At 71.9% G+C, this 25,700-nt stretch carries 28 protein-coding genes; 16 read left to right on the forward strand and 12 right to left on the reverse strand.

The genetic code is table 11. The features are described from left to right. The first annotated feature begins 258 nt into the window (after positions 1-258). Genes ACWCSU_RS26520 through ACWCSU_RS26530 form a run of 3 tightly spaced genes read left to right on the forward strand, consistent with a single transcriptional unit; the run spans position 259 to position 2,481 of the window. The gene (locus ACWCSU_RS26520; RefSeq protein WP_357696025.1) at positions 259-954 is read left to right on the forward strand and encodes an ABC transporter permease; all 696 of its coding nucleotides are present in this window, start codon (positions 259-261) and stop codon (positions 952-954) included. After that, on the forward strand, positions 947-1,735 hold the full coding sequence (locus tag ACWCSU_RS26525; RefSeq protein ID WP_449938431.1) for an ABC transporter permease: 789 nt from the start codon (positions 947-949) through the stop codon (positions 1,733-1,735). Before ACWCSU_RS26520 ends, ACWCSU_RS26525 begins: the two co-directional genes overlap by 8 nt. A gap of 2 nt (positions 1,736-1,737) precedes the next feature. Further along, complete coding sequence (locus ACWCSU_RS26530; protein ID WP_357696021.1) at positions 1,738-2,481, forward strand: ABC transporter ATP-binding protein; 744 nt, start codon at positions 1,738-1,740, stop codon at positions 2,479-2,481. Here the strand turns inward: ACWCSU_RS26530 and ACWCSU_RS26535 are convergent. Continuing rightward, on the reverse strand, positions 2,475-2,957 hold the full coding sequence (locus ACWCSU_RS26535; protein ID WP_364104140.1) for a hypothetical protein: 483 nt from the start codon (positions 2,955-2,957) through the stop codon (positions 2,475-2,477). The genes ACWCSU_RS26530 and ACWCSU_RS26535 overlap by 7 nt on opposite strands. 129 nt (positions 2,958-3,086) lie before the next feature. Between ACWCSU_RS26535 and ACWCSU_RS26540 the strand changes: the two genes are divergently transcribed. Both ACWCSU_RS26540 and ACWCSU_RS26545 read left to right on the forward strand, forming a co-directional pair. Further along, positions 3,087-3,626, forward strand: a complete 540-nt coding sequence (locus tag ACWCSU_RS26540) for an MFS transporter (protein WP_357696017.1) — start codon at positions 3,087-3,089, stop codon at positions 3,624-3,626. A gap of 47 nt (positions 3,627-3,673) precedes the next feature. Continuing rightward, the gene (locus tag ACWCSU_RS26545) at positions 3,674-4,399 is read left to right on the forward strand and encodes a YcnI family copper-binding membrane protein (protein ID WP_449938434.1); all 726 of its coding nucleotides are present in this window, start codon (positions 3,674-3,676) and stop codon (positions 4,397-4,399) included. Between the two features lie 58 nt (positions 4,400-4,457). Here ACWCSU_RS26545 and ACWCSU_RS26550 read toward each other — a convergent pair whose 3' ends face one another. Genes ACWCSU_RS26550 through ACWCSU_RS26560 form a run of 3 tightly spaced genes read right to left on the reverse strand, consistent with a single transcriptional unit; the run spans position 4,458 to position 7,583 of the window. Next, positions 4,458-5,411 (reverse strand): ABC transporter permease, encoded by a 954-nt coding sequence (locus ACWCSU_RS26550; RefSeq protein ID WP_449938436.1) that lies wholly within the window; start codon positions 5,409-5,411, stop codon positions 4,458-4,460. Between the two features lie 58 nt (positions 5,412-5,469). Continuing rightward, positions 5,470-6,447, reverse strand: coding sequence for an ATP-binding cassette domain-containing protein (locus ACWCSU_RS26555; RefSeq protein WP_449938439.1), 978 nt, complete (start codon positions 6,445-6,447; stop codon positions 5,470-5,472). After that, positions 6,444-7,583, reverse strand: a complete 1,140-nt coding sequence (locus tag ACWCSU_RS26560) for a LolA family protein (protein ID WP_449938441.1) — start codon at positions 7,581-7,583, stop codon at positions 6,444-6,446. The genes ACWCSU_RS26555 and ACWCSU_RS26560 overlap by 4 nt, the downstream gene beginning before the upstream one ends. A 127-nt stretch (positions 7,584-7,710) precedes the next feature. Here ACWCSU_RS26560 and ACWCSU_RS26565 point away from each other — a divergent pair, with 127 nt between their 5' ends. Both ACWCSU_RS26565 and ACWCSU_RS26570 read left to right on the forward strand, forming a co-directional pair. Beyond that, positions 7,711-8,385: a response regulator transcription factor gene (locus ACWCSU_RS26565; protein ID WP_357696007.1), complete on the forward strand. Its 675-nt coding sequence runs from the start codon at positions 7,711-7,713 to the stop codon at positions 8,383-8,385. Beyond that, a complete protein-coding gene (locus tag ACWCSU_RS26570) occupies positions 8,378-9,724 on the forward strand; it encodes a sensor histidine kinase (RefSeq protein ID WP_449938444.1) in 1,347 nt (448 codons plus the stop codon). The genes ACWCSU_RS26565 and ACWCSU_RS26570 overlap by 8 nt, the downstream gene beginning before the upstream one ends. Before the next feature lie 98 nt (positions 9,725-9,822). On the opposite strand, the gene ACWCSU_RS26575 is transcribed toward ACWCSU_RS26570, so the two are convergent. Next, a complete protein-coding gene (locus tag ACWCSU_RS26575) occupies positions 9,823-10,692 on the reverse strand; it encodes a LysR family transcriptional regulator (protein WP_357696003.1) in 870 nt (289 codons plus the stop codon). Between the two features lie 346 nt (positions 10,693-11,038). Here ACWCSU_RS26575 and ACWCSU_RS26580 point away from each other — a divergent pair, with 346 nt between their 5' ends. Beyond that, positions 11,039-12,358 carry a neutral zinc metallopeptidase gene (locus ACWCSU_RS26580; RefSeq protein ID WP_449938447.1) on the forward strand — a complete coding sequence of 440 codons (1,320 nt, stop codon included), beginning with the start codon at positions 11,039-11,041 and terminating at the stop codon, positions 12,356-12,358. Positions 12,359-12,491: 133 nt separating this feature from the next. Beyond that, positions 12,492-14,060 carry an LCP family protein gene (locus tag ACWCSU_RS26585; protein ID WP_357695999.1) on the forward strand — a complete coding sequence of 523 codons (1,569 nt, stop codon included), beginning with the start codon at positions 12,492-12,494 and terminating at the stop codon, positions 14,058-14,060. Positions 14,061-14,181: 121 nt separating this feature from the next. On the opposite strand, the gene ACWCSU_RS26590 is transcribed toward ACWCSU_RS26585, so the two are convergent. Beyond that, entirely contained in the window at positions 14,182-16,128 is a 1,947-nt protein-coding gene (locus ACWCSU_RS26590; RefSeq protein ID WP_449938450.1) for a spermidine synthase, read from the reverse strand. Positions 16,129-16,401: 273 nt separating this feature from the next. Here ACWCSU_RS26590 and ACWCSU_RS26595 point away from each other — a divergent pair, with 273 nt between their 5' ends. After that, positions 16,402-17,760 carry a S8 family serine peptidase gene (locus tag ACWCSU_RS26595; RefSeq protein ID WP_357695995.1) on the forward strand — a complete coding sequence of 453 codons (1,359 nt, stop codon included), beginning with the start codon at positions 16,402-16,404 and terminating at the stop codon, positions 17,758-17,760. Between the two features lie 34 nt (positions 17,761-17,794). Here ACWCSU_RS26595 and ACWCSU_RS26600 read toward each other — a convergent pair whose 3' ends face one another. Continuing rightward, positions 17,795-18,520: an ABC transporter permease gene (locus ACWCSU_RS26600; protein ID WP_449938452.1), complete on the reverse strand. Its 726-nt coding sequence runs from the start codon at positions 18,518-18,520 to the stop codon at positions 17,795-17,797. Further along, positions 18,520-19,257, reverse strand: coding sequence for an ABC transporter ATP-binding protein (locus ACWCSU_RS26605; RefSeq protein WP_357695991.1), 738 nt, complete (start codon positions 19,255-19,257; stop codon positions 18,520-18,522). Before ACWCSU_RS26605 ends, ACWCSU_RS26600 begins: the two co-directional genes overlap by 1 nt. A 68-nt stretch (positions 19,258-19,325) precedes the next feature. Between ACWCSU_RS26605 and ACWCSU_RS26610 the strand changes: the two genes are divergently transcribed. Next, entirely contained in the window at positions 19,326-20,033 is a 708-nt protein-coding gene (locus ACWCSU_RS26610) for a TetR/AcrR family transcriptional regulator (protein WP_449938455.1), read from the forward strand. Here ACWCSU_RS26610 and ACWCSU_RS26615 read toward each other — a convergent pair. Continuing rightward, entirely contained in the window at positions 19,959-20,270 is a 312-nt protein-coding gene (locus ACWCSU_RS26615; protein WP_357695987.1) for a DUF4190 domain-containing protein, read from the reverse strand. The two genes, ACWCSU_RS26610 and ACWCSU_RS26615, sit on opposite strands and share 75 nt — an antisense overlap. A gap of 118 nt (positions 20,271-20,388) precedes the next feature. Here ACWCSU_RS26615 and ACWCSU_RS26620 point away from each other — a divergent pair, with 118 nt between their 5' ends. Further along, entirely contained in the window at positions 20,389-21,180 is a 792-nt protein-coding gene (locus ACWCSU_RS26620; RefSeq protein WP_449938458.1) for an ion transporter, read from the forward strand. 26 nt (positions 21,181-21,206) lie between these two features. On the opposite strand, the gene rpsD is transcribed toward ACWCSU_RS26620, so the two are convergent. Together rpsD and ACWCSU_RS26630 are read right to left on the reverse strand one after the other, a co-directional pair. Continuing rightward, entirely contained in the window at positions 21,207-21,821 is a 615-nt protein-coding gene (rpsD, locus tag ACWCSU_RS26625) for a 30S ribosomal protein S4 (RefSeq protein WP_449938882.1), read from the reverse strand. A gap of 49 nt (positions 21,822-21,870) precedes the next feature. Beyond that, complete coding sequence (locus ACWCSU_RS26630) at positions 21,871-22,239, reverse strand: hypothetical protein (protein ID WP_449938460.1); 369 nt, start codon at positions 22,237-22,239, stop codon at positions 21,871-21,873. A 31-nt stretch (positions 22,240-22,270) separates the two neighbouring features. Here ACWCSU_RS26630 and ACWCSU_RS26635 point away from each other — a divergent pair, with 31 nt between their 5' ends. From ACWCSU_RS26635 to ACWCSU_RS26650, 4 genes are all read left to right on the forward strand, one after another. Beyond that, on the forward strand, positions 22,271-22,591 hold the full coding sequence (locus ACWCSU_RS26635) for a hypothetical protein (RefSeq protein WP_449938462.1): 321 nt from the start codon (positions 22,271-22,273) through the stop codon (positions 22,589-22,591). 79 nt (positions 22,592-22,670) lie between these two features. Continuing rightward, complete coding sequence (locus ACWCSU_RS26640; RefSeq protein ID WP_449938464.1) at positions 22,671-23,297, forward strand: hypothetical protein; 627 nt, start codon at positions 22,671-22,673, stop codon at positions 23,295-23,297. Positions 23,298-23,390: 93 nt separating this feature from the next. Further along, positions 23,391-23,702: a hypothetical protein gene (locus ACWCSU_RS26645; RefSeq protein WP_364094344.1), complete on the forward strand. Its 312-nt coding sequence runs from the start codon at positions 23,391-23,393 to the stop codon at positions 23,700-23,702. Continuing rightward, positions 23,699-25,012 carry a hypothetical protein gene (locus tag ACWCSU_RS26650; RefSeq protein ID WP_449938466.1) on the forward strand — a complete coding sequence of 438 codons (1,314 nt, stop codon included), beginning with the start codon at positions 23,699-23,701 and terminating at the stop codon, positions 25,010-25,012. The genes ACWCSU_RS26645 and ACWCSU_RS26650 overlap by 4 nt, the downstream gene beginning before the upstream one ends. An 18-nt stretch (positions 25,013-25,030) precedes the next feature. Here ACWCSU_RS26650 and ACWCSU_RS26655 read toward each other — a convergent pair whose 3' ends face one another. Beyond that, positions 25,031-25,663, reverse strand: a complete 633-nt coding sequence (locus ACWCSU_RS26655) for a TetR/AcrR family transcriptional regulator (RefSeq protein ID WP_357695977.1) — start codon at positions 25,661-25,663, stop codon at positions 25,031-25,033. Positions 25,664-25,700: the final 37 nt, after the last annotated feature.

Here is a 25,700-nt window from a genome sequence, read left to right on the forward strand (position 1 = left end):
CTCCCCTGCCCTGCACCGCACGTCCCCACCGGCGCAGGCCGCCGGCGTTTATCTCGTTGCGGACCGCCGGGCCTCCGGCGGATAATTCCAGACTTCCGCCAGGCAGACCCGTGCACGGGCTCGGACACGTTCGGTAAACATGTCCTCACTCTTCGGAGGTGTGCCACGATTCCCCTCTACGCCCGGCTCGTCCGGTACGGCTTCCGCAAACACGCCGTCTACGTCTGGGCCGCGCTCGCCGGCGCGTTCACCAACAGCGTGTTCGGCATCCTGCGCGCCTACGTCCTCATCGCCCTGTGGCAGGCCCGCCCCGGCCTGGCCGGCTACGACGTCACCGACGCCGTCACCTACTGCTTCGTCACCCAGGCCTTCATCGGCCCGATGATGCTGTTCGGCGGCGGCCTGCCCCTCCCCGAACGCATCCGCAGCGGCGACATCGCGCTCGACCTCGTCCGCCCCGCCTCGCTCCAGCTCTGGACGCTCGCCGAGGACCTGGGCCGGGCCGCGTACCTGTTCCTGGTGCGCGGCATCCCGCCGCTGCTGCTCGGCGCGGCCCTGTTCGGCGTCACCGCGCCCACCTCTCCCACCCGGTGGGCGGGGGTCCTGGCCGGCCTGCTCATCGGCGTGCTGATCAGCTTCGGCTGGCGCTACCTCGTCGCCCTGTCGGTCTGCTGGCTCGCCGACGACCGCGGCGTGGCCGTCGTGTCCCTGGTCCTGACCACGTTCTTCAGCGGCATGATGCTCCCGCTCCACCTGTTCCCCGGCCTGCTGGGCGAACTGGTCAGAGCCCTGCCGTGGGCCTCCATGGTCCAGGCGCCCGCCGACCTCTACCTCGGCAAGGCTCCCGTGGGGCAGACGCTCGCCCTCCAGGCGTTCTGGGCCGCGACGCTGTTCGCGCTCGGCCTGCTGGCCACCCGCCTCGTCCGCCACAAGGTGGTGATCCAGGGTGGTTAGGACGTACTTCCTGCTGGCCTGGACCTGGACCCGCGCCGCGGCCTCCTACCGTGCCTCCTTCATCCTGATGCTCGTCTTCGGCCTGGCCACCGGCGCGATGGACGTCGCGGCCATCCTCGTCGTCTTCGCCAACACCGACGCCCTGGCCGGGTTCACCCGCGAGGAGGTCCTGTTCCTGTACGGCACGTCCAGCCTGGCCTTCACCGTCTGCGACACCTTCGTCAGCAACCTCGACCGCATCAGCCAGCACATCAAGGCCGGCACGCTCGACACGTTCCTCATCCGCCCGGTCCCGGCCTGGATCCAGATCGCCGCCGACCGTTTCGTCCCCACCAGGATCGGCCGCGTCGTCCAGGCGGTGGCCGTGCTCGCCTACGCCGTGGCCGCGCTCGGCCTCGACTGGCGGCGGGCCTGGATGATCCCCGTCATGATCGTCACCGGCATCGTCATCTTCGCCGCGCTCTGGACGCTGGCCGGCGCGCTCCAGTTCGCGCTGACCGACGCGCCGGAGGTGGCCAACTCCTTCACCTACGGCACCTACCAGCTCAACCAGTACCCCCTCAGCATCTACGCCCGCGACCTGGTCCGCGGCATCACGTACGCGCTGCCCCTGGCGTTCGTCAACTGGCAGCCCGGCCTCTACGTCCTGGGCCGGGACGACCCGTTCGGCACGCCCGGGTTCATGCGGTTCCTCGGACCGGCCGCCGCGCTGGTCCTCGCGCTGGCCGCCGCCGCGGCCTGGCGGCAGGGCATCAGGCACTACCGATCGACGGGGAGTTAGGGATGATCGAGCTGCTGCAGGCGGGACGTTCGTTCAAGGTCAAGCGCACCGTCGTGCACGCCGTGCGCGATCTGTCGTTCAGCGTGCCGGCCGGCGAGTTCGTCGGCTACCTCGGGCCCAACGGCGCGGGCAAGTCCACCACGATCAAGATGTTGTGCGGCATCCTCACCCCCACCTCGGGCTCGGTGCGGGTGGCGGGGCTCGACCCCTCGCGCCGGCGCACCACGCTCGCCCGCCGGATCGGCGTGGTGTTCGGGCAGCGGACGACCCTGTGGTGGGACCTGCCGCTCCAGGACAGCTTCGAACTGATCCGGCACCTTTACAAAGTAGATCGCGGAACGTTCCGGGCCCGGCTGGCCGAGCTGACCGAGACCCTCGACCTCGGCGCCTTCCTGCGCACCCCGGTGCGCCAGCTCAGCCTGGGGCAGCGCATGCGCGGCGACCTGGCCGCGGCGCTGCTGCACGCCCCCGACATCCTGGTGCTGGACGAGCCCACCATCGGCCTCGACGTGGTCAGCAAGGCGAGCATCCGCGCCTTCCTCCAGCGGCAGAACGCCGAACGCGGCACGACCGTGCTGCTGACCACGCACGACCTCGGCGACATCGAGCGCCTGTGCCGCCGGATCATGCTGATCGACCACGGCCGGCTGACCTTCGACGGAACGCTGGCCGAACTCATGGCCACGGCCCCGGAGCAGACCACCATCGAGGACGTGGTGACCAGGCTCTACACCGGCGGTCAGTAGTAGCCGCCCTCCGGCGAGGTCTCGTAGTCGTCGTCGTCGAGGTCGTCGTGCCGGCGTGACCAGCGCGAGGGCATCAGCACGGGGATGAACAGGGCCACGCCGAGCAGGGCCAGCACGCCCGTGGTGAGCAGGATCTTGTCACCGGCGCCGGCGTCCCTGACGATCTGGTTCACCGACAGCTCGGCGGGGATGAGGGACAGCGCCCTGCCGGTGTCGAGGGCGTAGACGACCGTCCAGGCCAGCAGCACCATCGAGGGCACGAACGTGGCCAGCGGCGAGATCCGGCCGGCCACCACGAGACCCACGACCAGCCCGACGGCGGCCATGGCCCCCAGGGCGATCCACATCTTCTGGTTGTCGGGCGGCGGCGGTGTCGTCGCCGCACTGGCGAGGGCCTGCTGCACGGCCCATCCGCCACCGCCCAGGACGGCCACCGTGACCACGACGCCGATGAGCAAACCTGCTAAGTGCCGCAACGTTCTCACCCTCAAATGTCGACGCGCTCGGCACGACCCTAGCGACAAATGCCATTTTCAGACCAGGCATTGGCCGGCTCAGAACTAGGGGTCTCGCTCGACCGCGCCCCGTGAGACCATGTGGCACACATGCGTGCGCGACTTCCCCTCCGGCTCGCGCGGACGGCCGCCTTCGCCGCCGTCTGCGTGACCCTCGCTGCCCTCGCCCACGTGGTGGGCGGCGGCGGGCGTCCGGGGCCGTTGGCGGCGGCGCTGGGCCTGGCGGCGGTGTCCGGCCTGGGGCTGGCGCTGTCCGGCCGGGAACGGTCGGCGGCGACGATCAACATCGTGCTCGGGGTGGCGCAGTTCGGCCTGCACGAGCTGTTCGCGGGCGGCAGCCCGTCCTCCTACGTCTTCGAGCACGGTCACGGCCAGGGCCTGGCCGTCAACGCGGGCATGCTGCTCGCGCACCTCACGGCGACCCTGGTGACCGGCTGGTGGCTGTCGCGCGGCGAGATCGCGCTGTGGTCCCTGCTGCGCCGTCTCGGGCTGCGGCTCGTGCCACCGCTGCTGCTCGCGGTCGTGCCCGCCGTGCGGCCGGGCGTGCCGGTCGTGCACACCAGGGTGGTCCCCCCGCAGCCGGGGTTCCGGCACCGGGTGGCCAGGCGTGGTCCTCCACTTCCCGCCTGACCTGCTGACACCCCTTAGACCCCTGTCATCCGAAGTGGAGTTCCGTCATGTCCTTCGTCCGTCGTGCGGCGACCGTGCTCGCCGCCGCCACCGCCCTCACCGCCGCCCTGGCCGCGCCCGCGCTGGCCCACGTGTCCATCACCCCCGGCTCCGCCGAGCAGGGCGGGTTCACCAAGGTGGCCTTCCGGGTGCCCAACGAGCGCGACAACGCCTCGACGACCAAGGTCCAGATCAGCTTCCCCACCGACCATCCGCTGGCGTTCGTGTCGGTGAAGCCGGTGCCCGGCTGGGACGTCAAGGTCACCGAGGGCAAGCTGCCCAAGCCGGTCAAGACCGAGTACGGCGACCTGGAGGAGGCCGTCACCACGGTCGTGTGGTCCGGCGGCAAGATCAACCCGGGTGAGTTCCAGGAGTTCGAGGTGTCCATGGGCCAGTTGCCCAAGGACGTCGACTCGCTGGCATTCCCGACGAAGCAGACGTACTCGGGCGGCGAGGTGGTCGAGTGGGCCGACGCGCCCAAGTCCGACGGCACCGAGGCCGAGCACCCCGTCCCCACGCTGAAGCTCGTCCCGGCCTCCGGCGGTGACGAGCACTCCGCCGCGAGCACGCCGGCCTCGGCCGCGCCGGTCGCCGCCACGGGCCCGTCGGTGGCGCCGGTGGCGGCCGCGTCGGCCTCCGACGGCACGGCCCGCCTGCTGGGCGGCGCCGGGCTGGTCGTCGGGATCATCGGCGTCGTCGTGGGCGCCCTGGGCCTGCGCCGCCGGGCGGCCTGACCCCGGAACGCGGCGTCCCCGGCCGGGCGAGGAACCCGGCCGGGGACGCGCCTCCCGGTCAGGACGTGATGTCCTTGCCGGAGAAGCGCGCCCAGGCGATCGAGCAGAACAGCACGATGTAGGCGCCGAAGGCCAGCAGCCCGTCCCGCAGCGCCGACAGGTCCATCGGGCTGCGCAGCACCGCGTCGAAGCCGGTGAACCTGGTCGGCAGCAGATACGGCGTCACCGCGCTCAGCTCGGGGAAGGCCCGCAGCACCTGGCAGACGATCACCAGCACGAGCGTGGCGGCCACGGCCCCGATGGACACCTCGGTGAACGTCGACAACGCCAGCGCGACGGCCGCCAGCGCCGCCATGCCCGCCCCGACGTAGCCGACGGCGACGAGGATGCGCAGCAGCCCCTCGCCCATCGAGATGGTGGTGCCCGACAGCAGCGTCACCGGCCCGACCGGGAACAGGATCAGCCCGGTGACCAGCGCCGACAGCGCCACCACCACCGTGACGGCGTAGGCGAAGACGACCGCGTTGAGGTATTTGACGGCCAGCAGCCGGGTGCGTCCGGCGGGCGCGGCCAGCAGGTAGCGCAGGGTGCCGCCGCCCGCCTCCCCGGCCACCGAGTCGCCCGCGACCACGCTGACGGCGACCGGCATGAGCAGCAGCACGAGGAACGAGAAGGCGACGAACGTCAGCATGAGGCTGTTGCCCGCCACGTTCTGGATGAACCCGCCCATCCCATCGGAATCGCCGCCGCCGAACGCGCGCAGGGCGAGGCCGAGGACGGCCGGCACGGAGGCGAGCACGGCCAGCATCATCAGGTTGCGCGGGCGGCGGAAGGTCAGGCCCAGCTCCGAGCCGAGCAGCCGCCAGAACGCCCCCCTCGCCCGCCTCGGCCCGTCGGCGGCGTCCGGCGTGGAGCCCTGGCCCGTGCCTTCCACGGCCTCCGCGGCGGTCAGGGCCGGGTCCGCGTCCGGGATGCGCCGTTCGGCGGTGCGCAGCGTCTCGGTGACGGGCACCAATCCGGGCGTGCGTCCCCGGCGGGTCTCAGTGGCCCGCGTCTCAGTGGCCCGCGTCTCAGCCGTCGACATCGAAGCCCTCCCCGGTCAGTCCGACGAACACGTCCTCCAGGCTCGGCCGCAGCACGGCCAGCCCCCGTACGGCGACCCCCTCGCCGACCAGCGCGGCGTTGATCCGCTCCGGCGCGTCGCCGCCCAGCTCGGCCGTCACGTCGGCGACGCCGGGCCGCACGTCGGCCAGCCCCAGCCGGCCGAGCACCCGCGCGGCGTCGGCCACGTCGGGCGTCTCGATCCGGACGCGCGTGGCCAGGCCGCCGTTCAGCGAAGCGATCGTGCCCTGGGCGGCCAGCCTGCCGGCCCGCATGATCGCCGCGTGCGTGCACATCTGCTCGACCTCGGCCAGCAGGTGCGAGGAGACGAAGACGGTGGTGCCGCCGGCGGCGATGTCCTTGACCAGCGCGCGCACCTCGCGGGTGCCCTGCGGGTCGAGGCCGTTGGTCGGCTCGTCCAGGATCAGCAGCTCGCGCGGGCCGAGCAGGGCGGCGGCGATGGCCAGCCGCTGGCGCATGCCGAGCGAGTAGTTGCGGTAGCGCTTGCCGGCCGCGGCCGACAGGCCCACCCGGTCGAGCGCGACGGCGACGCGCTCCTTGGCGGTACGGCGCACGGCGGTGGGGTCGGCGGCGTCGAAGCGCATCAGGTTGGCCTCGCCCGACAGGTACGGGTAGAACGCCGGCCCCTCCACCACCGCCCCCACCCGGGGCAGCGCCCGCGGCAGCGGCAGCCCGAGCAGGGAGTGCTCCCCCTCGGTGGGCGAGATCAGGCCCAGCAGCATGCGGATGGTCGTGGTCTTGCCCGAGCCGTTGGGCCCGAGGAAGCCGTAGACCGAGCCGCGCGGCACGGCCAGGTCGAGCGCGTCCACGGCCACCTGGCCGCCGCGGAAGCGCTTGGTCAGGCCGCGCGTGACGATGGCGTGCTCCCCGGAGGGCGGGGCCGCCCCGAAGGGCGCCCCCGCTTCCTGCGTGACGGCGGTCGTCACCTGACGCCCGCCGCCTGGGTGATCTCCTCCGGGGTGACCGCGCCGACCAGCAGGCGGCCGTCGTCGGTCAGCAGGACGGTGACGAGCTTGGTCCTGATCAGCCGGCCCGAGCCCCACGTGCCGCTCACCGGGGTGGCCGACTTCAGGACGGTGTCGGCCAGCGCGGCCGGATCGGCCTTCGAGCCGTCGCCGGCCCCGGCGCCGCCCGTGAGGTCCTCCGGCTTGAACGGCAGGACGGCCACGGTCGTCCAGCCGTCGCCGACGACCTTGAGCTCGCCCGCGACCTTCTCGGCCCGCTCGGCGTGCTCCTCGGCCCGCTTGACGTCGCCCAGCTCGCTGAGGTCCTGCTCCTTCACCTTGGCGCCCGCGGGCGGGGTGAAGGCGAAGTTCTCCGGCGCCGGTGGCGTGAACGTCACCTGGGTGAAGCCGACCTGGAAGGCCGGTTCCGCCGAGCCCTTGGCGTAGAGCTGGACCTGGAGCGGGACGTAGGTCTCGCCGTCGAGCGCCAGGCGCACCTCCTGCACCAGCGAGCCCTCGTCCTTGGGCGCCAGGACGAGCTGGTAGACCGGACGGCCGGCCACCTCGGCGGTGTTGATCACGCGGACCGCGGTGTGCTCGTCGGCCTTGGCCAGCAGCTGCTCGGCCATCTGCGCCGGCGTGAGCTGGGTCGGCGGCGGGGTGGGCCGCTGGTGCTCCTGGCCCGCGCCGGGCTTGATGGTCAACTTGGTGGCGGTGTTGGTGGCGCTCTCCCAGTACCAGCCCTGGTCGCCGTTGACGATCAGGTTGGTCTCGTTCAGCTGGGTCGGCATGGCCACCCGGAACCGGTCGGCGCCGCCGTACCAGACCTTGATCTCGTGCGAGCCGGACAGCAGGCTGAGCGGCGACTCGGAACCGGTCTGGGGCAGCGACGGCAGGCCGAGCGAGGCCGTCTGCTGCACGGTGCCGGACATGGGCGGCACCCCACCCTCCTTGCTCGTCGCCGCCACGGCGTCGGCCAGCAGTTGCTGGGCCGAACGCTCGGGCAGGACGGGCTCGCCGCTGACGGCCGCGATCACCGGGCCCGCTCCGATCGCGCCACCGATCAACGCCGCCGCGGCGATCGGGACTCCCCACCTCACGAACGTGCCTCTGCGCATCTCACTCCTTAACGGTATGTCGATGACCAGAGCCTGCGGCATGCATCCTGTGGCCGGCCTGAGACTGTCTGAGACGCCTCTCAGCCTTCTCAGCGGCGTCTCAGGTCAGGGACGGGAGAATCAGCACATGAGAGTACTGGTCGTCGAGGACGAGCGGCGGATGGCCGCGGCCCTCCAGCGCGGGCTGCAGGCCGAGGGGTTCGCCGTGGACCTCGCCCACGACGGCGAGGAGGGCCTGCACGCGGCCCGGCAGGGCGACTACGACGTCGTGGTGCTGGACATCATGCTGCCGAGGTTGTCGGGCTACAACGTGTGCAAGCAGTTGCGCGCCGAGGAGAACTGGGTGCCGATCCTCATGTTGTCGGCCAAGGACGGCGAGTACGACATGGCCGACGGCCTCGACCTCGGCGCCGACGACTACCTGACCAAGCCCTTCTCGTACGTGGTGCTGGTGGCCAGGCTCCGGGCCCTGCTGCGGCGCGACGCCGGGCGGCGGCCGGCGGTGCTGGCGGCCGGCGACCTGTCCCTCGACCCGGCCCGCCGGAAGGTGCAGCGGGGCGAGACGCCGGTGGAGCTGACGCCGAGGGAGTTCGCGCTGCTGGAGTTCCTGATGCGCCGCCGTGACGAGGTGGTGTCGAAGTCGGAGATCCTGGAACACGTGTGGGACACCTTCGACACCGACCCCAACGTGGTCGAGGTCTACGTCGGCTACCTGCGGCGCAAGGTCGACGCCCCGTTCGGCAGGAACGCGCTGCAAACCGTGCGCGGCGCGGGCTACCGGCTGGCGGGCGACGGTGGCTGACTCCCCCGTGGCCTGGTGGCGGCGTCAGGGGCTGCGGTTCAGGCTGACGGTCGCGGCGGCCGCCGTGCTGGGGCTGGCGCTGGCGTTGTCGGCCTCGGTGCTGCTGTCGGTGCTCGACCGGGCGCTGATCGACACCGTCGACGCGTCCACCAGGCAGCAGGCCCAGAGCGTGCGCGTGGCGGCCGACGGCGGCACGCTGACCAGCCCGATCACCACGCACGACGGCACGATCGTCCAGGTGCTCGACCGGAGCGGGCGCATCACGCACGTCACGTACGGCACCGACCGGCTGGTGCCGCTGCTGGACGCGGCGGCCAGGGCCAGGGTGCTGCGGGAGGGGCGGGCGACGTTCCTGGACGGGCGGCCGTACGCGATCCCGGGGCCGCTGCGGGTGGTGGTGCTCAGTGCCGACCACGGGCAGACGGTGCTGGCGGCCCGTCCCATCGGCGAGATCCAGACGAGCCTGGGCGTCGCCGGGCGGGTGCTGCTGGTCGGCACGCCCGCGCTGGTCGTGCTGCTGGCGGTGGCGAGCTGGCTGATGATCGGCAGGACGCTGCGCCCGATCTCGTCGCTGCGCCGGGTCGCGGCCGAGATCACGCACACGGCCCGGTCCCGGCGGCTGCCGGTGCCGCAGTCGCGCGACGAGGTGTACGCCCTGGCCACCACGCTCAACGGCATGCTGTCCCGGCTGGAGGAGGCCGAGCAGCGCCAGCGCGCGCTGGTCTCCGACGCCGCCCACGAGCTGCGCAGCCCGCTGGCCAGCATCCGGCTGCAGCTTGAGGTGGCGCTCGGCCATCCGGAGGGCCAGGACTGGCGGGAGACCGCCGAGGGCGTGCTGGAGGACGCCCTGAGGCTGTCCAGGCTGGCGGAGGACCTGCTCGCGCTGGCCCGCCTGGACGAGCGCGGCGGCGTCCCGGCCCGTGACGAGCCGGTCAACCTCGACGAGGTGGTGCGCCAGGTCGCCGAGCGGTACAGCGAGGCCCGGCTGACCACGTGCGACCCCGTGGTGGTGCGCGGGGACGCGCTGGACCTGAGCCGGGTGCTGACGAACCTGATGGACAACGCCGTCCGGCACACCTCGTCGAAGGTCGAGGTCGCGTTGACCGCCGACGGCGTGCTGACGGTGACCGACGACGGGCCCGGCATCCCGGAGCGCGACCAGGAGCGGGTGTTCAACCGGTTCACCCGGCTGGACTCCGGCCGCAGCAGGGACGAGGGCGGGGCCGGGCTGGGGCTGGCGATCGTCCGGGAGACCGTGCGCGCCCACGGGGGGACGGTGGTGCTGGAGGACGCGGCGCCGGGCCTGCGCGCCGTGGTCCGCCTTCCGGTGTCCCGCTAGGCGGGCTGCCGGGGTGCTCGGCCCGCGCGACGCGTTGGGGGGCGCCGGCGGGCTGCGGTCAGTGGCGGCGGTAGCGGGGGATCATGGAACGTTCCTGGTCAGGCGGCCGTGCCCTTCTCCGCGGTGGACAGGAAGTCCTGGGCGATGAGGGGCAGGCGGCGGCGTGCGTGCACCACGGCGATGACGCGTCGCACGGCCGGTTCGAGTGAGCGCACCACCAGGCCCGCCCGGGCGGCCTGGTCGGCCATGCCGCGGTACCACAGCAGCGAGGCCCGGCCGGCGCGGACCGCGTTGAGCCAGCCGTTGCGCTCGTCGGTCTCCAGGACGACCACGGGGGTGACGGCGTACTTGCCGAACATGGCGTCGAGCTCCCTGCGCCGCGAGCTGCCGCGGGCGGGCAGCGCCAGGCGCATCCCGTGGAGCTTGCCCATGGGGACCGGGTTGGGCAGGTCGAGCCCGGGCGGGGAGATCAGCACGATCTCCTGGCGTTCGAGCGGGTGGGTGATGAGGTCGGTGGGCACGGGCAGATCGGTGAGCCCGAGGTCGGCCCGCTGATCCCGGATGGCGCTGACGACGCCGTCACGGCCGTCGCAGCGCACGATGTGCACGCGCACCCCTGGGTGCTCGGCCGCGTAGGCAGGGAGCAACCGCCCCGCGAGTCCGGGTTCGAGACTCGGTGTGGCGGCTATGCGCAGTTCGGCATCCGTCATGCCGGCGTGGTTGGCCAGGCCCTCGATCTCGTGGACGGCGTCGAGCGCCTCCCTCGCCAGCTTGACCACGCGACGGCCCTGTGCGGTGACCACCACGCCGCGGCCGGAGCGGGCGAAGAGCGTCATGCCCAGCTCCCGCTCAAGATCGCGGATCGCGCGGGACAGCGCAGGCTGCGCGATGTAGAGCGACCTGGCCGCGTCGGTCATGGTGCGGTGCTCCGCAGTCGCGACCACATAGCGGAGCTGCTGGAGGTTCATGCCAAAGAAGCTAGGACACCGCCCCGCTCCGGGACCGGGAGATAGCGGAGATCACCTCGATTGATTTCGGAGCGTGACCGAGTACCGCTACATCCGTGACGGGTGATAAATCAGTATGCTTTTGCCCCAAATTTGGCAAAGATCCTTTGGGGTCTGCCGCAAAGCCGTGCATTGCAGACAAGCGGGTTAACGGGGAGACACGGTGACAGCAAACGGGCAGTATCCACCTCCGCCACAGGGGCCAGGGCAGCCCCAGCGGCCTCCTTCGCGGCCCTGGCCGCCGCCGGGCTACGGGCAGCCGCAGCCGCAGGGCGGTCAGCCCTACCCGCAGGCTCCCCCGCCGCCCATGCCCCCGCCTCCGCAGGGCCCGCCGCCCGGTTCCCATCCCTATCCGCAGCAGCAGCCCCCGCCGAACCGCCCGCAGCAGCAGCCGTCGCCTCCACAGGGCTATCCGCCGCAGCCGCCGCAGCCGCAGGGCTATCCGCAGCAGCCGCCGCAGGCTTATCCGCCGCGCGGACCGCAGTTCCCGCCGCCGCAGTACGGGCAGCAGTTCCAGCCCCCGCCCCCGCCCCCGCCGCCGCCCATGCCCACGCGGCAGTGGCCGCAGCAGCCGCGCAAGAAGTCCGGCATGGGGGTCGCCGGCGTGCTCGGGGCCGTGTTCGGGTCGCTGGCCGCGCTGTTCGTGCTGATCGTCATCGGGGCGGCGATGCTGAAGTCGTCCAAGCACACGGAGACGACCACGCCGGTCGCGATCCCGTCGTACGAGCCGTCGCACAGCGACGAGCCCTTCCCCACGCGGGAGCCCACCCGCGAGGCCGAGCCGACGCGCGAGCCGTCCGAGGAGCCCACCCAGCGGCCTACTGAGCAGCCGACAGCGCAGCCGACCGAGCAGCCGACCCAGGAGACGGTCACGCCGCCCAAGCAGGTCACGCTCAACACCAGCCTGAAGAACAACACCCTCTACAAGGCGGGCACCCTGCCGCGGGTGAACTGCCGGGCCGGCAACGCGAACGTCTTCAACCACAGCCAGCTCAAGGCGCTGATCCTGAAGACCGGCCGGTGCATGGACAAGGCGTGGGGGCCGATCCTGCAGCGTCAGGGCATCGCGTTCCGCCCGCCGGGCTACGCCATCGCGGCCGGACGCGGGCGGGGCGCCTGCGGCGACTATCCGTCGGCCGGGAGCATGGTGCCGTACTACTGCCCGCGCAACAACACGATTTACGCCTCCACCTCGGCGATGTCCAGGGGCAACGGCAACTCCCGCGGCTACGGCCAGATCATCTCCTGGCACGGCGGCATCATCAGCATGATGGCCCACGAGTACGGCCACCACGTCCAAAACATCAGCGGCGTGATGGACTCCTGGTGGCAGGGCACCCTGGCCTCCTCCAGCCAGAGCGGCAAGATGGCGCTGAGCAGGAGGCTGGAGCTGCAGGCCACCTGTCTGGGCGGCATGTGGATGCGCTCGGTCGCCGCCTCCTACCCGGTCCCGTCCTCGCTGCGCTCACGGCTTTTCTGGTTCTACGCGCAGGTGGGCGACTATCCCGGCTATCCGCGCGACCACGGCACGCCCGCCAACAACAACCGCTGGTTCCGGCAGGGGTGGGAGCGGGACAAGACGTACCAGTGCAACACGTGGATGGCGCCGTCCTCGACAACCTCCTGACAGACACGTGGCGTTCATCTCATGTTGAAGAGTTGTCTCTGATGTCCAGGTATGGGGGCTAGAATCCTGGCAATCTTGTGCCCGACATGGGGCGAACGTCATTTTTGCCTGGTAGGCGTGTGAAGGAGCCGGTGTGAGCAAGCGCGATGGGGTGGACCCCGTGCCCGGAGGCACCAAACGGCGCGCTCCACGCCCGCGCAAGGGCTCCTCCCCCGCGCCACGCTTCGCCAAACCCCTGACGATCGCCTCGATCATCGGCTGGACGGCTCTGTCCGCCCTCGTGCCCGGCGCCGCGCATCTGCGGGCCGGGCGCCGTCGTACCGGGCTGATCATGATCGGCGTGTACGCGGTGGTGCTGCTCTCGGCCCTGGCCTTCGGCCTGACGCGGGACCTGAGCAACGTGACGGGCCTCGCCGAGGACGGCGCCATGGTGACGGTGATCGTCATCGCCGCGGCGTGCGCGCTGGCCTGGTTCGCCGTGATCGCCGTCTCGTACGTGGCGCTGGGCCCGAACAGGCTGAACCAGCAGGGCCAGGTGGTGACCGGGATCGTCGTGGGCGTGCTGTGCGTGGCCGTCATGTCGCCGTTCGCGCTGACGGCCAACTACGTGCTGGCCGGGCGGGAGGCGGTCAACGCGATCTTCCCGTCCCACCCGGACCCGGAGAACCCCATCCAGATCAAGAACCCCGCGGACCCCTGGGACGGCAAGGCCCGGGTGAACTTCCTGCTCGTCGGCGGCGACGCCGCGGGCAATCGCGTCGGCGTGCGCACCGACAGCATGACGGTGGCCAGCGTGGACACCAGGACCGGCAACACCGTCCTGTTCAGCCTGCCGCGCAACCTGCAGCACGTGCGCTTCCCGCCGTCCTCGCCGCTGGCCAAGCACTTCCCCAACGGCTACATGGCCGAGCTGCCCAACGGCGGCCTGCTCAACGAGGTCTGGCAGTACGCCAACGACAACCCCCAGCTCATGGGCGGCAAGAACCGCGGCCCCCGAGCCCTGATGGACGCCATCGGCTACACCCTGAACCTCAAGATCGACTACTACGCCCTGATCAACATGTACGGCTTCGCCGCCCTCGTGGACGCCATCGGCGGCCTGAAGATCCGGGTCGAGCGGGACGTCAAGTGGGGCGGCCACTTCGGCACCGCGGGCACGATCAAGGCGGGCTACCGCAAGCTGTCGGGCGAGCAGGCCCTGTGGTACGGCCGCTCCCGCGTCGAAAGCGACGACTTCTCCCGCATGGGCCGCCAGCGCTGCGTCATCGGCGCCTTCGCCCAGCAGGCCACCCCCGGCGTGATCCTGACGAACTTCACCAAGATCGCCGGGGCGGCCAAGCGGCTGGCCCAGACGAACATCCCGCGTCCGCTCGTCGCGCCGCTGGCGGACCTGGCGCTCAAGGTCAAGGACGCCAAGATCACCAGCCTCCAGTTCGTGCCGCCGGACTTCTACTCGGGCCGGCCCGACTGGGTCAAGATCCGGGCGGCCACGAGGAAGGCGATCGCCGACTCCGACCGTTCCGCCCGCCAGGCCCAGACCGCCAACGTGACCGCCTCCCCTGGCCCCTCGGGTTCCCCGACCACCTCGCCGTCGCGGACGCAGGCCCAGACGGGTACGCAGGCCGGGACGCCGACGGAGACCCCGACCCGCAACACCCAGAAGAGCGGCGCGAAGTCCCTGGCGGAGCTCTGCGGCCTGTAACCGCCCCGCCCTGCCGATCCACCCCGCCCTGCCGGATCCGCTCCGGCAGGGCGGTCCCGCGTGAGGACCCCCATGGGGGCGGCGCCGACGGCAGATCGCGGAAGCCCGCCGGTCCCCTTGGTCACACGAGCGCGGTCTTGCGCGGCATCACCGCGAGAGCGCCCAGGTAGAGCAGGGCGGCCACGATGAGCAGCCCCTTGTAGCCGATCACCAGCGCCAGGTACTCCAGGCAGCCGCCGACCATCGCGCCGAGCAGGTTCGCGCCGAAGGACGTGGTCGCGTCGGCGGTGTCGGAGAAACGTTTGGCGAAGACCACGTTCGCGGCGAAGATCGGCAGGAACGCCACCGTCACGGCCGCCACGGCGCGCAGCGGCACCGGCAGCGACAGCAGCCACGCGTTCGGCACGAGCCAGGCCAGCAGCAGGCCGGCCAGCAGCACGGCGTACATGACGGGCAGCGGCGGGGTGCGGAAGCGGCGGGTCACCTCGACGGCGGCGAGCACGGCGACCAGCACCCCGGCGAAGACGATCGCGTTGACCACCCAGGTGGTGCCGAACAGCAGCGCGAAGCCGGTCACGCTCTTGGTCTCCAGCAGCATGAACGCCACCCCGAGCAGGAACAGGTCGGAGTAGGGCTTCATGCGCCCGTACGGGCCCGCCACGACGCGGACGGCCAGCAGGCTGACGATGAGGATCAGGCCGAGGGTGATGATGTAGATCGGCGGGATCGTCCGGTCCTTGAGGTAGAGGAAGGGACGGTCGTCGTCGGCGGGCGCCGGGGTGCCGGCGGCGGCGCCGGGCCACTCGCTCGCGCAGCGCTGGTCGGAGGCGGTCAGGCCGGCGGTGATGACGGCCTGCTGGCCGGCGGTGCTGACCACGTCGACGCAGGGCTTGTGGCCGAAGGCGGCCTGCATGGTGGAGGCCAGGCGGTCGACCAGCCAGCTCTCGCGGTAGTAGTTGTACATCGAGAAGGTGCCGCCGGGCCGCAGGTGGGCGCGGGCGGCCTTCATGGACTCCTCGGTGAACAGGTAGCTCTCCAGCCGCAGCGAGCTGGCCCCTGACACGAGTGTGAGCGAGTCGGGCAGGGCGAACAGGATCAGGTCGTAGCGGTCGCCGCTGCGTTCCAGGAAGGCGCGGCCGTCGGTGATGTGCGTGGTGACGCGCGGGTCGGCGTAGGGCTTGTCGGGGTGGACGGCGCCGCCCAGCTCGCGCAGCTTGGGGTCGATCTCGACGGCGTCGACGTGCTGGGCGCCCTTGGACAGCGCGATGGCCACGTCGGTGCCGCTGCCCGCGCCGACGATCAGCACGTCCTTGGGCGGCCTGGTGGTGCGCTCGTAGGGCAGCCCGTACTGGCGCTCCCACTGCAGGCGGGCGTAGGCGGGCACGGCCTGCTGGTGGGGGATGCCGTTGACGGCGATGTCGGTGACCGGCACGCCGAGCATCTGCATCGCCTTGTAGGTCACCTTGTAGTACGGCGACCACAGCGCCCCGGCCGTCAGCGTCTCCGACAGCAGCAGGCCGACGACCACGAGCGCGGGCAGGACCACCAGGCCCAGGTAGAGCGAGCGGGGACGGGGCACGAGCAGCAGGCCGTAGCACAGGGCCGCGACCGCGCCCCAGAACACCGGCGGCGCCGACAGGAACGACAGCGCCGTGAACGCGGCGATCCCGCTGAGGCTGCCGATCAGGTCGTAGCGGTAGGCCTCCAGGCGCGGCAGCTCGGGGAAGCAGCGCCCGACCAGCTCGGCCGGCCCCATGAGCACCGCCGCGGCGGCGACGAAGATCACCGGCAGGATCAGCCAGGCGGGCGGCCCGACGGTGCCGAGGCTCGTCCAGTACAGGACGCCCTCGGTGTTGCGGTCGACGGTCACCGGGAAGGCCAGCACGAGGGCCACCAGGACGAGCAGGACGACCGGCGAGTAATAGGGCTGGCGCCGCGAGCGCCCCTCGCGCAGGAATCCGAGTCCGATTCCAAGAAAAGAACCGAGCAGGACAAAATTGGTGAAATAACTCAGATGAACAATGTTCGATCCGGTCCACCGGATGAGCGCCAGTTCGAGGAAAAGCATGAAGGCACTGGCGAGAACGAGCCTCGGCCGAACCGGCAGCCAGTGATGTCTTTCTCCGTCGGAAACCGGCGTCTGCGCCTGGAGCGTCATGATGCATCACCGTAGTGAACAGACCGAAAACAAGGAAGTCTGACGCCCCGGAAACAATATCCGTCCGCTTCGCCAGTTATGCCATGTTTTCGCAGGTCACAACCGCTGCAAGGGGCTGGACGAGCCTTGGCGGATGCAGGAATGTTGGGTCGTTCGTTTTCCCCCTATGTTCGGTGGTGACTCATGCGGGTCCTGATCCAGCTCCGCCCCTCCCCCGATCTGGTCGCGGCCGTCGCCGACCCCGGCCAGACCGCCACCACGGCCGACGTCGCCGACGGTCTGCCCGGCGTCGAACTCGACACGGCCTTCACACCGGTCGCCGTGCCGAGGCCGGTCCCGGTGGCCGGCGGCGATCCCCTCTCCCTTCACCAGCCACTCACCTTCTCGCTGGCCGCCGAGGACGCCTCCGTGCTCGTCCGCGGCACGATCTCCGACGACGAGCTGACCTCGCGGGTCACGCTGCTGCCCACGCTGCGGCCCGACGTCGTCGGCGTGTTCGCCGATCCGGTGATCGAGTCCAGCCTGACCTGCGGCGGCAATCCGCCGGTGGGCGACTGGCACGACGTCGAGCGCCTGCTCAACGTCGCCGGCCTGCACGCCGAAGGGCTCGACGGCGCCGGGGTGGCGCTGGCCGTGCTCGACACCGGCATCAACGCCGCCCACGTCGCCAGACAGCTCGGCCGCGGTGTCACGCTCGACGCCGAACGCAGCTGGAGCCCCTCCGGCGTCACCGGGCGGGCCGGCCAGTTCGAGGTCGACCACGGCACGATGTGCGCCTTCGACGCGCTCATCGCCGCGCCGCAGGCGTCCCTGATCGACGTCCCGCTGCTGCGGTCGGCCCGGCCGGGCGGTTCGGCGCTCGACGGGCTGCTGTCGGACGCGGTGGCCGCCTTCACGCACCTGCGCACGGTGCTGGAGGCCCAGCCGGCGGCGTCCAGATCGCTGGTGGTGAGCAATTCGTGGGGGTCGTTCTCCCCCGAATGGGACTTCCCCGTCGGGCATCCGGGCAACTACTCCGACAACGCGGCCCACCCGTTCAACCTGGTGGTGGCCAGTCTCGACCGGGCGGGCGCGGACGTGCTCTTCGCGGCGGGCAACTGCGGCAAGGAGTGCCCCGACGGCCGGTGCGCCTTCCCCAACCGGCCCATCGGGGGCGCCAACTCCCATCCCAAGGCGCTGTCGATCGGCGCGGTCGACGTCAACGGCGAGCGGGTGGGCTACTCCTCGCAGGGCCCCGGGCGGCTGACCGCGCGCAAGCCCGACGTGTGCGCGTACACGCACTTCTCGGGGTCGCGGGCGTTCGGCGACGGCGAGCCCGACACGGGCACCTCGGCGGCGACGCCGGTGGCCGCCGGGCTGGTGGCCGCGGTGCGCACCCGATGGCCGGCCGCCAAGCTGTCACCTGCGCAGCTGCGGGCGCTGCTGCGGCGCACCGCCGAGGACCGCAGCGAGGTGGGCTTCGACTACGACTACGGCTACGGGACGGTCGATCCGGCGGGCATCCTGGCCGCGCTGCACCGGCGGGCCAGGGCGGCGGCCTGATCGCGGGCGGGCGGGCCGTCCCGGAGCGGCCCGCTCACGCGGTCTCCCGGTTGAACACACGGGCCCCGACGGCCAGGCCGACCACCGCCAGGACGGCGGTGACGGCGACGCCGAGCCCGACCGTGCCGGTGGCGTAGTGGCCGGCGAACAGGTCGCGCAGCGCCTCCAGCACGTACCTGAAGGGGCTGAGGCGGGACAGGACGTCCAGCCAGCCGGGCGCCATCGACATCGGCAGGAACGCGCCCGACAGCAGCACCAGCGGGATGACCGCCGTCGACATCACGGGTGCGAAGAGCTGCTCGCCGATGGTCAGCGCGACGGCGTACGACATCGCGGCCAGGCTCGCTCCCAGCACCACGACCAGCACGAACCCGGCCACGAGCCCGGCGATCGGCACCCGCATCCCGAAGGCGAACCCGACGGCCAGCAGCATCACCGTCTGGACGACCATCGTCACGGCGTTGTTGAGCACCCGTCCCAGCAGCAGGGCCAGCCGGCTGGCCGGGGTGACGCGCAGGCGCTCCAGCACGCCGAAGCGCCTGTCGAAGACCACCCCGAACCCGGCCAGCCCCATGCTCATCAGGCCGAGCTGGACGATCAGCCCCGGCACCAGCACCTCCCAGGTGCCGAACGTGGCGAAGATCGGCCCGAACAGCACCAGGAACAGCAGCGGCTGGACGGCGCCGAAGACAATGCCGAGCTTCTGCCTCAGGGTGGCGCGCAGGGAGTGGCGGAACAGCACCCAGGTGTCGCGCAGCATCAGACCCCCGCCTCCTCGCGCAGCGACCTGCCGGTGATGTCGAGGAACGCCTCGTCGAGCGTGCGGCCCGCCTTGAGCTCGGCCGGGGTGCCCTCGGCGGCGATGCGGCCGCCGTCGATGATCAGCAGGCGGTCGCAGAGCGCGTCGGCCTCGTCGAGGTAGTGGGTGGTCAGGAAGATCGTCACGCCGTGCTCCTCGCGCAGGGAGCGGACGTGCTCCCACAGGTTGGCGCGGCTCTGCGGGTCGAGGCCGGTGGTCGGCTCGTCCAGGAAGAGCAGCCGGGGGTCGTGCAGCAGGGCGAAGGCGATGTCGAAGCGGCGGCGCTGGCCGCCCGACAGCGCGCCGCCCACGCGCTCCTCCAGGCCGGCCAGGTCGAGCCGGGCCAGGACCTCGCGGTACCTGGACCTGGCCGCGGCCCTGGTCAGGCCGTACAGCATGCCTTGCAGTTCCAGCTCGTCGGCGAGCGGGGCCATGACGTTGACGCCGCCGCCCTGCGAGACGTAGCCGATGCGGCGGCGCACCTCTCGCGGGTCGCCCAGCAGGTCGTGGCCCGCCACGGTGGCGGTGCCCGAGGTGGGGCGGAGCAGGGTCGTCAGCATGCGCATGGTCGTGGTCTTGCCGGCGCCGTTGGGGCCGAGGAAGCCGACGATCTCGCCGGCCTCCACCGAGATGTCGACGCCTTTGACGGCCTCCACGCCGCCTTCGAAGGTCTTGGTCAGACCTGTGGTTCTCAACATGTGTGATCGCCTCCAAAATTAGGGTAACCACAATTTTGGGGTCACTGCAAACTTGGTATCATGGCGGCATGGAAGAGGGGCTGCGGGAGCGCAAGAAGCGGGAGACCAGGCAGCGCATCGCGGACATGGCGATGGGGCTGTTCATGACGCGCGGGTTCGACAGCGTGACCGTGGCCGAGATCGCGCGGGCCGCGGACGTGTCGGTCAACACGGTCTTCAACTACTTCCCGACCAAGGAAGACCTGTTCGCCGACCGGCAGGAGCTGGTGACCGACCTGCCGCAGCAGGTGGTGCGCGGGCGGCGGCCGGGCGAGAGCGTGGCGCGGGCCTTCCGCCGCGACTTCCTGGACGCCCTCGACTCACGCGACTGGCGCTACGGCCTCAACGCGGGCGGCGACGTGTTCGCCCGGATCGTCAACGACAGCCCGTCACTGGTGGCCAAGCTGCACGAGCTGCACGTCGCGCGGGTGCAGGCGCTGGCCGCGGCCCTGACCGACGAGCTCGACGCCGACCCCGACGACCTGACCCCGCGGATGGTGGCCACGCACGTCCTCGGCACGACCAAGATCCTCACCGATCACGCGATGACCCGGACGCTGGCGGGCGAGAGCTGGGAGACGATCGCGCCCGACCTGCGGGCGCAGGCCACGGCGGCCTTCGACCTGCTGGAGTCGGGCATCGGCGGCTACTGCGTGCGGCCTCTAGTTGTTGGAGAAGATGGCCGACAGGATGCCGGCCCCGAGCCCGAGGACCATGAACGCGGCCCCGATGATTAGCAGGATCGTGGCGATCATGCCGCAGACACGGCCGGCCTGCACCGCGCCCCGGTTGTCGTAGGGGTAGCCGCTGCCGTCGATCTCCTTGAGCGCCTTGTTGCCCATCGACCAGGCGAAGGGGCCGAGGATGCCGCAGACCACCAGGCTCAGGATGCCGAGGACGAGGATGGTGGTGCCGTTGGGGTGGCTCTGGGGCGGCGGCCCGTAGTAGGACGGTCCGTAGTTCGGATACGACATGCCCCTTGCGCCCCCTTGCCCCTGTGACTATCAGGTGCGATTTATACCACAGGCAACTCCTTGATCATGTTGCTGCATCATGGAACGGCACATGACCGATCTTTAGGAGCCTGCCCCCGTGCGTGAACGCGTCCAAGCCCTCCTCGCCGACCGGCGCTTCCAGCGCTTCATCGTCGGCGTCATCCTGGTCAACGCGGCCACCCTCGGCCTGGAGACCGTCCCCGCCGTCGCCGGGGAGTTCGGCCACGTGCTGGTCGCCATCGACCACGTCGCCCTGTACATCTTCGTGGCCGAGCTGCTGGCCAAGGTCTACGTCGAGCGGTCGGCGTTCGTGCGCGACCCGTGGAACCTGTTCGACACCGCGATCGTGGGCATCGCCCTGGTCCCGGCGTCCGGCGGGCTGTCGGTGCTGCGCTCGCTGCGCATCCTGCGGGCCCTGCGCCTGCTGTCGGTGGTGCCGAGCCTGCGCCGGGTGGTCTCGGCGCTGCTGCGCGCCCTGCCCGGGATGAGCTCGATCGTGGTGCTGCTCTCCCTGGTCCTGTACGTGGCCGCCGTCATGGCCACCAAGCTGTACGGCGACGACGCCCCCGAGCGCTTCGGCAGCCTGCCGACCTCGCTGTTCACCCTCTACCAGACGATGACCGGGGACGACTGGGGCAACATCGCCCGCGAGGTGATGGGCGCCCACCCCACGGCCTGGATCTTCTTCACCATCTTCATCCTCGTCTGCACGTTCGTCGTGCTGAACCTGTTCATGGCGGTCGTGGTGAGCGCCATGGACGAGGAGTCGGCCGAGGAGCGGGCGGCGTTGGAGAAGGACAACAGCGTGCACACCCAGCGCATCCTGGAGGAGCTGAGCGCCCTGCGCCGCGAGGTCGCCGAACTGCGCCGGCAGGACGTCGCCGGCTGACCCGCCCGCCGGCCCCGGCCGCACGGCTAGCGCGAATAGAACTCCACCACGAGCTGCTCGTCCACCGGCACCGCGATCTGCTCGCGCTCGGGCCGGTGGGTGAGGGTGAAGCTCAGGCCGGCGTGGTCGACCGTCAGGTAGGGCGCGATGCGCTCGTCGGCGTGCACGCCCTCGGCGGCGGCCACGAAGGGCTGCATGCGCCGCGAGCGCTCCCGCACCGTGACGATCTGGCCCGGCTTGACCAGGTAGCTGGGGATGTCCACCTTGCGGCCGTCCACGGCGATGTGGCCGTGGGTGACGTACTGGCGGGCGGCGTAGATCGAGGGGGCCAGGCCGGCCCGCAGCACCAGGGAGGCCAGGCGGCTCTCCAGGATCGTGACCAGTTCGGCGCCCGAGGCGCCCGGCTTGCGTACCGCCAGGTCCCAGTAGCGGCGCAACTGCCGTTCGGACACGTCGTAGTACCAGCGCAGCTTCTGCTTCTCCAGCAGCCGCAGCCCGTAGTCGCCGGTGGTGCGGCGGTTGGTCTTGCGGCCGTGCTCGCCCGGCGGGTACGGCCGCTGCTCGAAGTAGCGGACGGCTTTCCTGGTCAGCGGGACGCCCGCGCGACGCGACAGTCGCACCTTCGGGCCGGTGTAGCGCACGTTCACCTCCGTGTGGTTAGGTAATCCTTACTTAGGTAAGCCTAACCTATCAGTGGATGTGATCTCCATGTTGCCCCTCGCCGAGCGGATCCGTACTCTCGCCTCGACCTCGACGCCGGCCAACCTCACGGTGGACGGCGTCCACCGCCCCGCCCGCGGCGGCGTGGACGAGCGCGGCCGCCCGGTGCTGCTGGTCCGGCCCGGCGAGCCCCTGCACGGCCTGCGCGAGGACGCCGTGGTCGCGGTGAACCTGACGGCCATGCGGCAGCTCGGCGAGGTGACGCATCCGCGGGCGCTGATCGAGGTGCACGGGTGGGCGGAGGCCGTACCGGAGTCGCAGGCCCGCTCCGCGGCGGTGGCGGTGGCCGCGCACAGCGCCGACGAGGGCCTGTTCGACGCCCTGGAACGGTACGGTCACCCCGGCGCCCCGCGCCTGCTGCGCCTGGACCGTGGCCCAGGTGGTCTACCTGACCGGCCAGGAGTCCGGCGTGCTCGACGCCGACGACTACCTCGGCGCGGCGCCCGACCCGCTGACCGAGACGGCCGAACGGGTGATCGCGCACGTCAACGCCTCCCACCGGCCGCAGCTCACCGCGGGCGTGGCCAGGCAGCTCGGCGAGGAGCCCGGCGAGGTGTGGCTGTGGGAGCTCGACCGGTACGGCGCCACCGTACGCGTGGACGAGTCGCTGGTGCGCTTCCCGTGGCCGGTCCCCGCCCGCTCGGAGCTGTGCCTGGAGACGGCGTTGCGCGGGCTGCTGTGCGCATGTTGATCACGATTGACGCCGTATTTTCCGGGCGGACGTCCACTACCGGCCGACCCATGCCTCCGCCTCGCTACCATCGGGGTACGTGAGCGGAACCCATCGATCAGCGGCGCGAGCCGCCTCCTCCCCGTCCGAGGGCGGCGGGCGGCGCGGGCGGGCGCTGATGGCCGCCGGGGTGCTGCTGGGCACGCTCATGCTGGCCACCGCGGGCGCGCTCATGGGCGACACGTTCAACTCGCCGGGCCTCGACCCGGTCCACTGGCCGCACGACGCGCGCCGGACCTCCGGGGAGCCGGGGCCCGTCGCCACCGACTCCCGCCGTCCCGTCGCGGTGAGGTCGGAACGCGCCGCCGTCGCCTCCGGCCCCGTCGCCGACCGGCCCGCCAAGACCGCCACAGGGCCCGCCGTGGGCCGTACCGGACCTTTCGTGGCCGGTTCCACACCGCCGGGCGGGTCCACGCCGTCGGCCGTCCAGCCGGAGGGCGGGCGGGGAACGCGCCGCCCGCACTCGACCGTCCCCGGCCCCGCCGCGACGGCCCCGGGCCGGACCCCGGCGCCGTCGCCGTCCCGCCCGCACGGCTCCCGGCCCGGCCCCACGCCGACGCCGTCCATGAGCACGGGCCCGGCGGCGAGCGACCCGCCGTCCCATCCGCACGGCACCCCGCCGGGCCGCGTCCCGTCCAGGACCCACGGCCCCAAGAGCCGGACGTAGCTCCCCCGCCTGTAGACGGGCGTTCACCCAGTTGTTGATCATCCGTCGCCGGTGGCCCGTAAGGTGGGCTCCCCATCGGGGGACGGAGTGGCGATGACGCGGGAGTTCTGGGCGGACGACACGTCGTTGGCGAACGCGGCGCACGCCATGGACGAGTCCGCGGACCTGTTCGGGCGGCACGTGGACACACTGCTGGGCCGCCTGTCGGGCGGGGGCCGCTCTCCGTGGGGCATCGGCGTGGTCGGCATGGCCGTGGACGAGATCAACCTCCTGGTCGGCGAGGCGTGCACCCGCCTGCACGAGAGCATGGCCAGCGCCGGGACGGGCCTGCGGGACATGGCCGCCGTCCGCCGGGCCGCCGAACGGGCGACGGTGCCGACCGCCCGGGTGATCGACGCTTCATGACGGTGATGCTGCCGCCCCAACTGGAGATCGCCTTCCAGGCGCTCGGCGTGCCCTGGCCCACCCAGGACGAGGACGGGCTGCGCGCCGGCGCGGCGGCCTACCGTGAGTGCGCGGCGGCGCTCGTCGTCCAGGTCACGCCGCTGGTGCGCGAGTCGCTCGGCCGGGCCGCCACCGGCAGCGCGGGGCTGCACATGGAGGCGGTGGCCGCGTTCTGGGACGAACTGGACCGGGACGACGACCGCTCGGGCCACCTGTCCAGGATGGGCACGACCCTGAACGCCCTGGCCGACGCGCACGAGGCGGCGGCGCTGCTGGTGGAGGCGCTGAAGGCGGTGCTCGTCGCGCTGGCCGCCGGGGTGGTCGCCGTCCTGGTGTGGGCGGTGGCGGCGGCCGCGGTGAGTGGTGGGGCGGCGGCTCTCCAGGCCAGGTCCGCGCTCCTGTCGTTACGGGTCTCGGCCATGCGCTTCTGCCGGGCCTTCGTGCGCCAGCTGGAGCGCTTCTTCGCGCGCGACCTGGCCACGGGGCTGCGAGCGCTGCTGCACCCCGTCCTCAGCGCCCGCAAGGCCCGCACCCTGACGAAGGAACGGGCGGGCGCCCGGCCGGTCGGCGCCGCCGAACGTGACCTGCTGTCCAGGCTGAGCCGGGTACGGGACAAGGACGTCGTCCCGTACCCGCATGCCGGCGACGAGGGCGTCTACCTGGTCACCCTCGACGACGGCAGCCGCGCGATCTACAAGCTGCCCCCCGGCCGCAGCCCCCGGGAGACGGTGCCGAGGTCGGGCATGCCGCGCCGCGAGGCCGAGGCGTACCGGTTCAGCGAGCGCCTGGGCTGGGACCTCGTACCGCCCACGACGACCTGGGACGGCCCCCACGGGCACGGCTCGGTGCAGCTGTGGGTGGAGAACGCGCGCGGCGGAGGCATGGGACGCGGCGTCCCGGAGATCCAGCGCGAGCGCGCGGCCGTCTTCGACTACGTCATCGGCAGCCTCGACCGGCACTCGGAGAACTACCTGACCGACGAGGCAGGCGGCCTCCGGCTGATCGACAACGCGCTGTCGAACCCCCGGTCGCACACCCGGGCCATGCGCTCGCCGTTCCTCATGGCCTACCGCGACGAGCCGCTCAGCCCCGGGATCGTCGCCGACCTGCGGGCGCTGGACCTGGAGCAGGAGGCCCGGCTGCTGCGCGAGTCCGGGTTCGGGCACCGGGAGATCAGGGGCAGGCTCCAGCGGCTGCAGGAGCTGCGGGAGCAGGGCATGATCACCTCGTCGGCGTGGCGCGGCCGGATCCAGTCCGGCGACAGCTGGTGACGGCGGCCTCCGGCCGGTTCACCCCTCGCCGCTCCCGGGCGTCATGCCGCGCAGGAGGTAGCCGAGGCCGGTGGCGAAGGTGGCGTCCCAGTCGTGGCCAAGGCCGTGCGCGGCCAGCGCCGGGTAGCTGGCGGCCCGCTCGCGCAGGAACGCGTCGGTGTCGTGCAGGTCGCGGCGCTGCCAGGTGACCTGCATGATGACCGAGCCCATGACGTAGTTGGACAGGCTGTAGGCGGCCTGCGGGCCGTCGAGACCGGCCCCGGACAACGTCCGGTAGAGGAAGTCGGTGCGCTCCAGGGCGTTGGGGCCCATGAGCGGGCGGTCGAGGATGGTGGCCGACCAGGGGTGGCGCAGCAGGGCGGCGCGCCAGCCGTCCATCAGGTCGCGTGCGGCCGTGCGCCAGTCGTCGTGGTCCCCGGGGAGCGGCACCTCGCCGAAGACGGCGTCGAGCGCCAGGTCCAGGACGTCCTCCTTGGTGCGGACGTGCCAGTAGAGGGTGGTCGAGCCGGTGTCGAGGCGTTCGGCCAGCCGGCGCATGGTGAGCCCGCCCACGCCCTCCTCGTCGAGCAGCGCGACGGCCTCGGCGACGATCCGGTCAAGCGTCAGCCTGGGCTTGGCGTCCTTACGGGGGCGCACCCATACGTTGTCCACCCGTCGGATAATACGCTGTACGCGGACCGGATCGATG

The organism is Nonomuraea sp. NPDC001699, assembly GCF_053596455.1.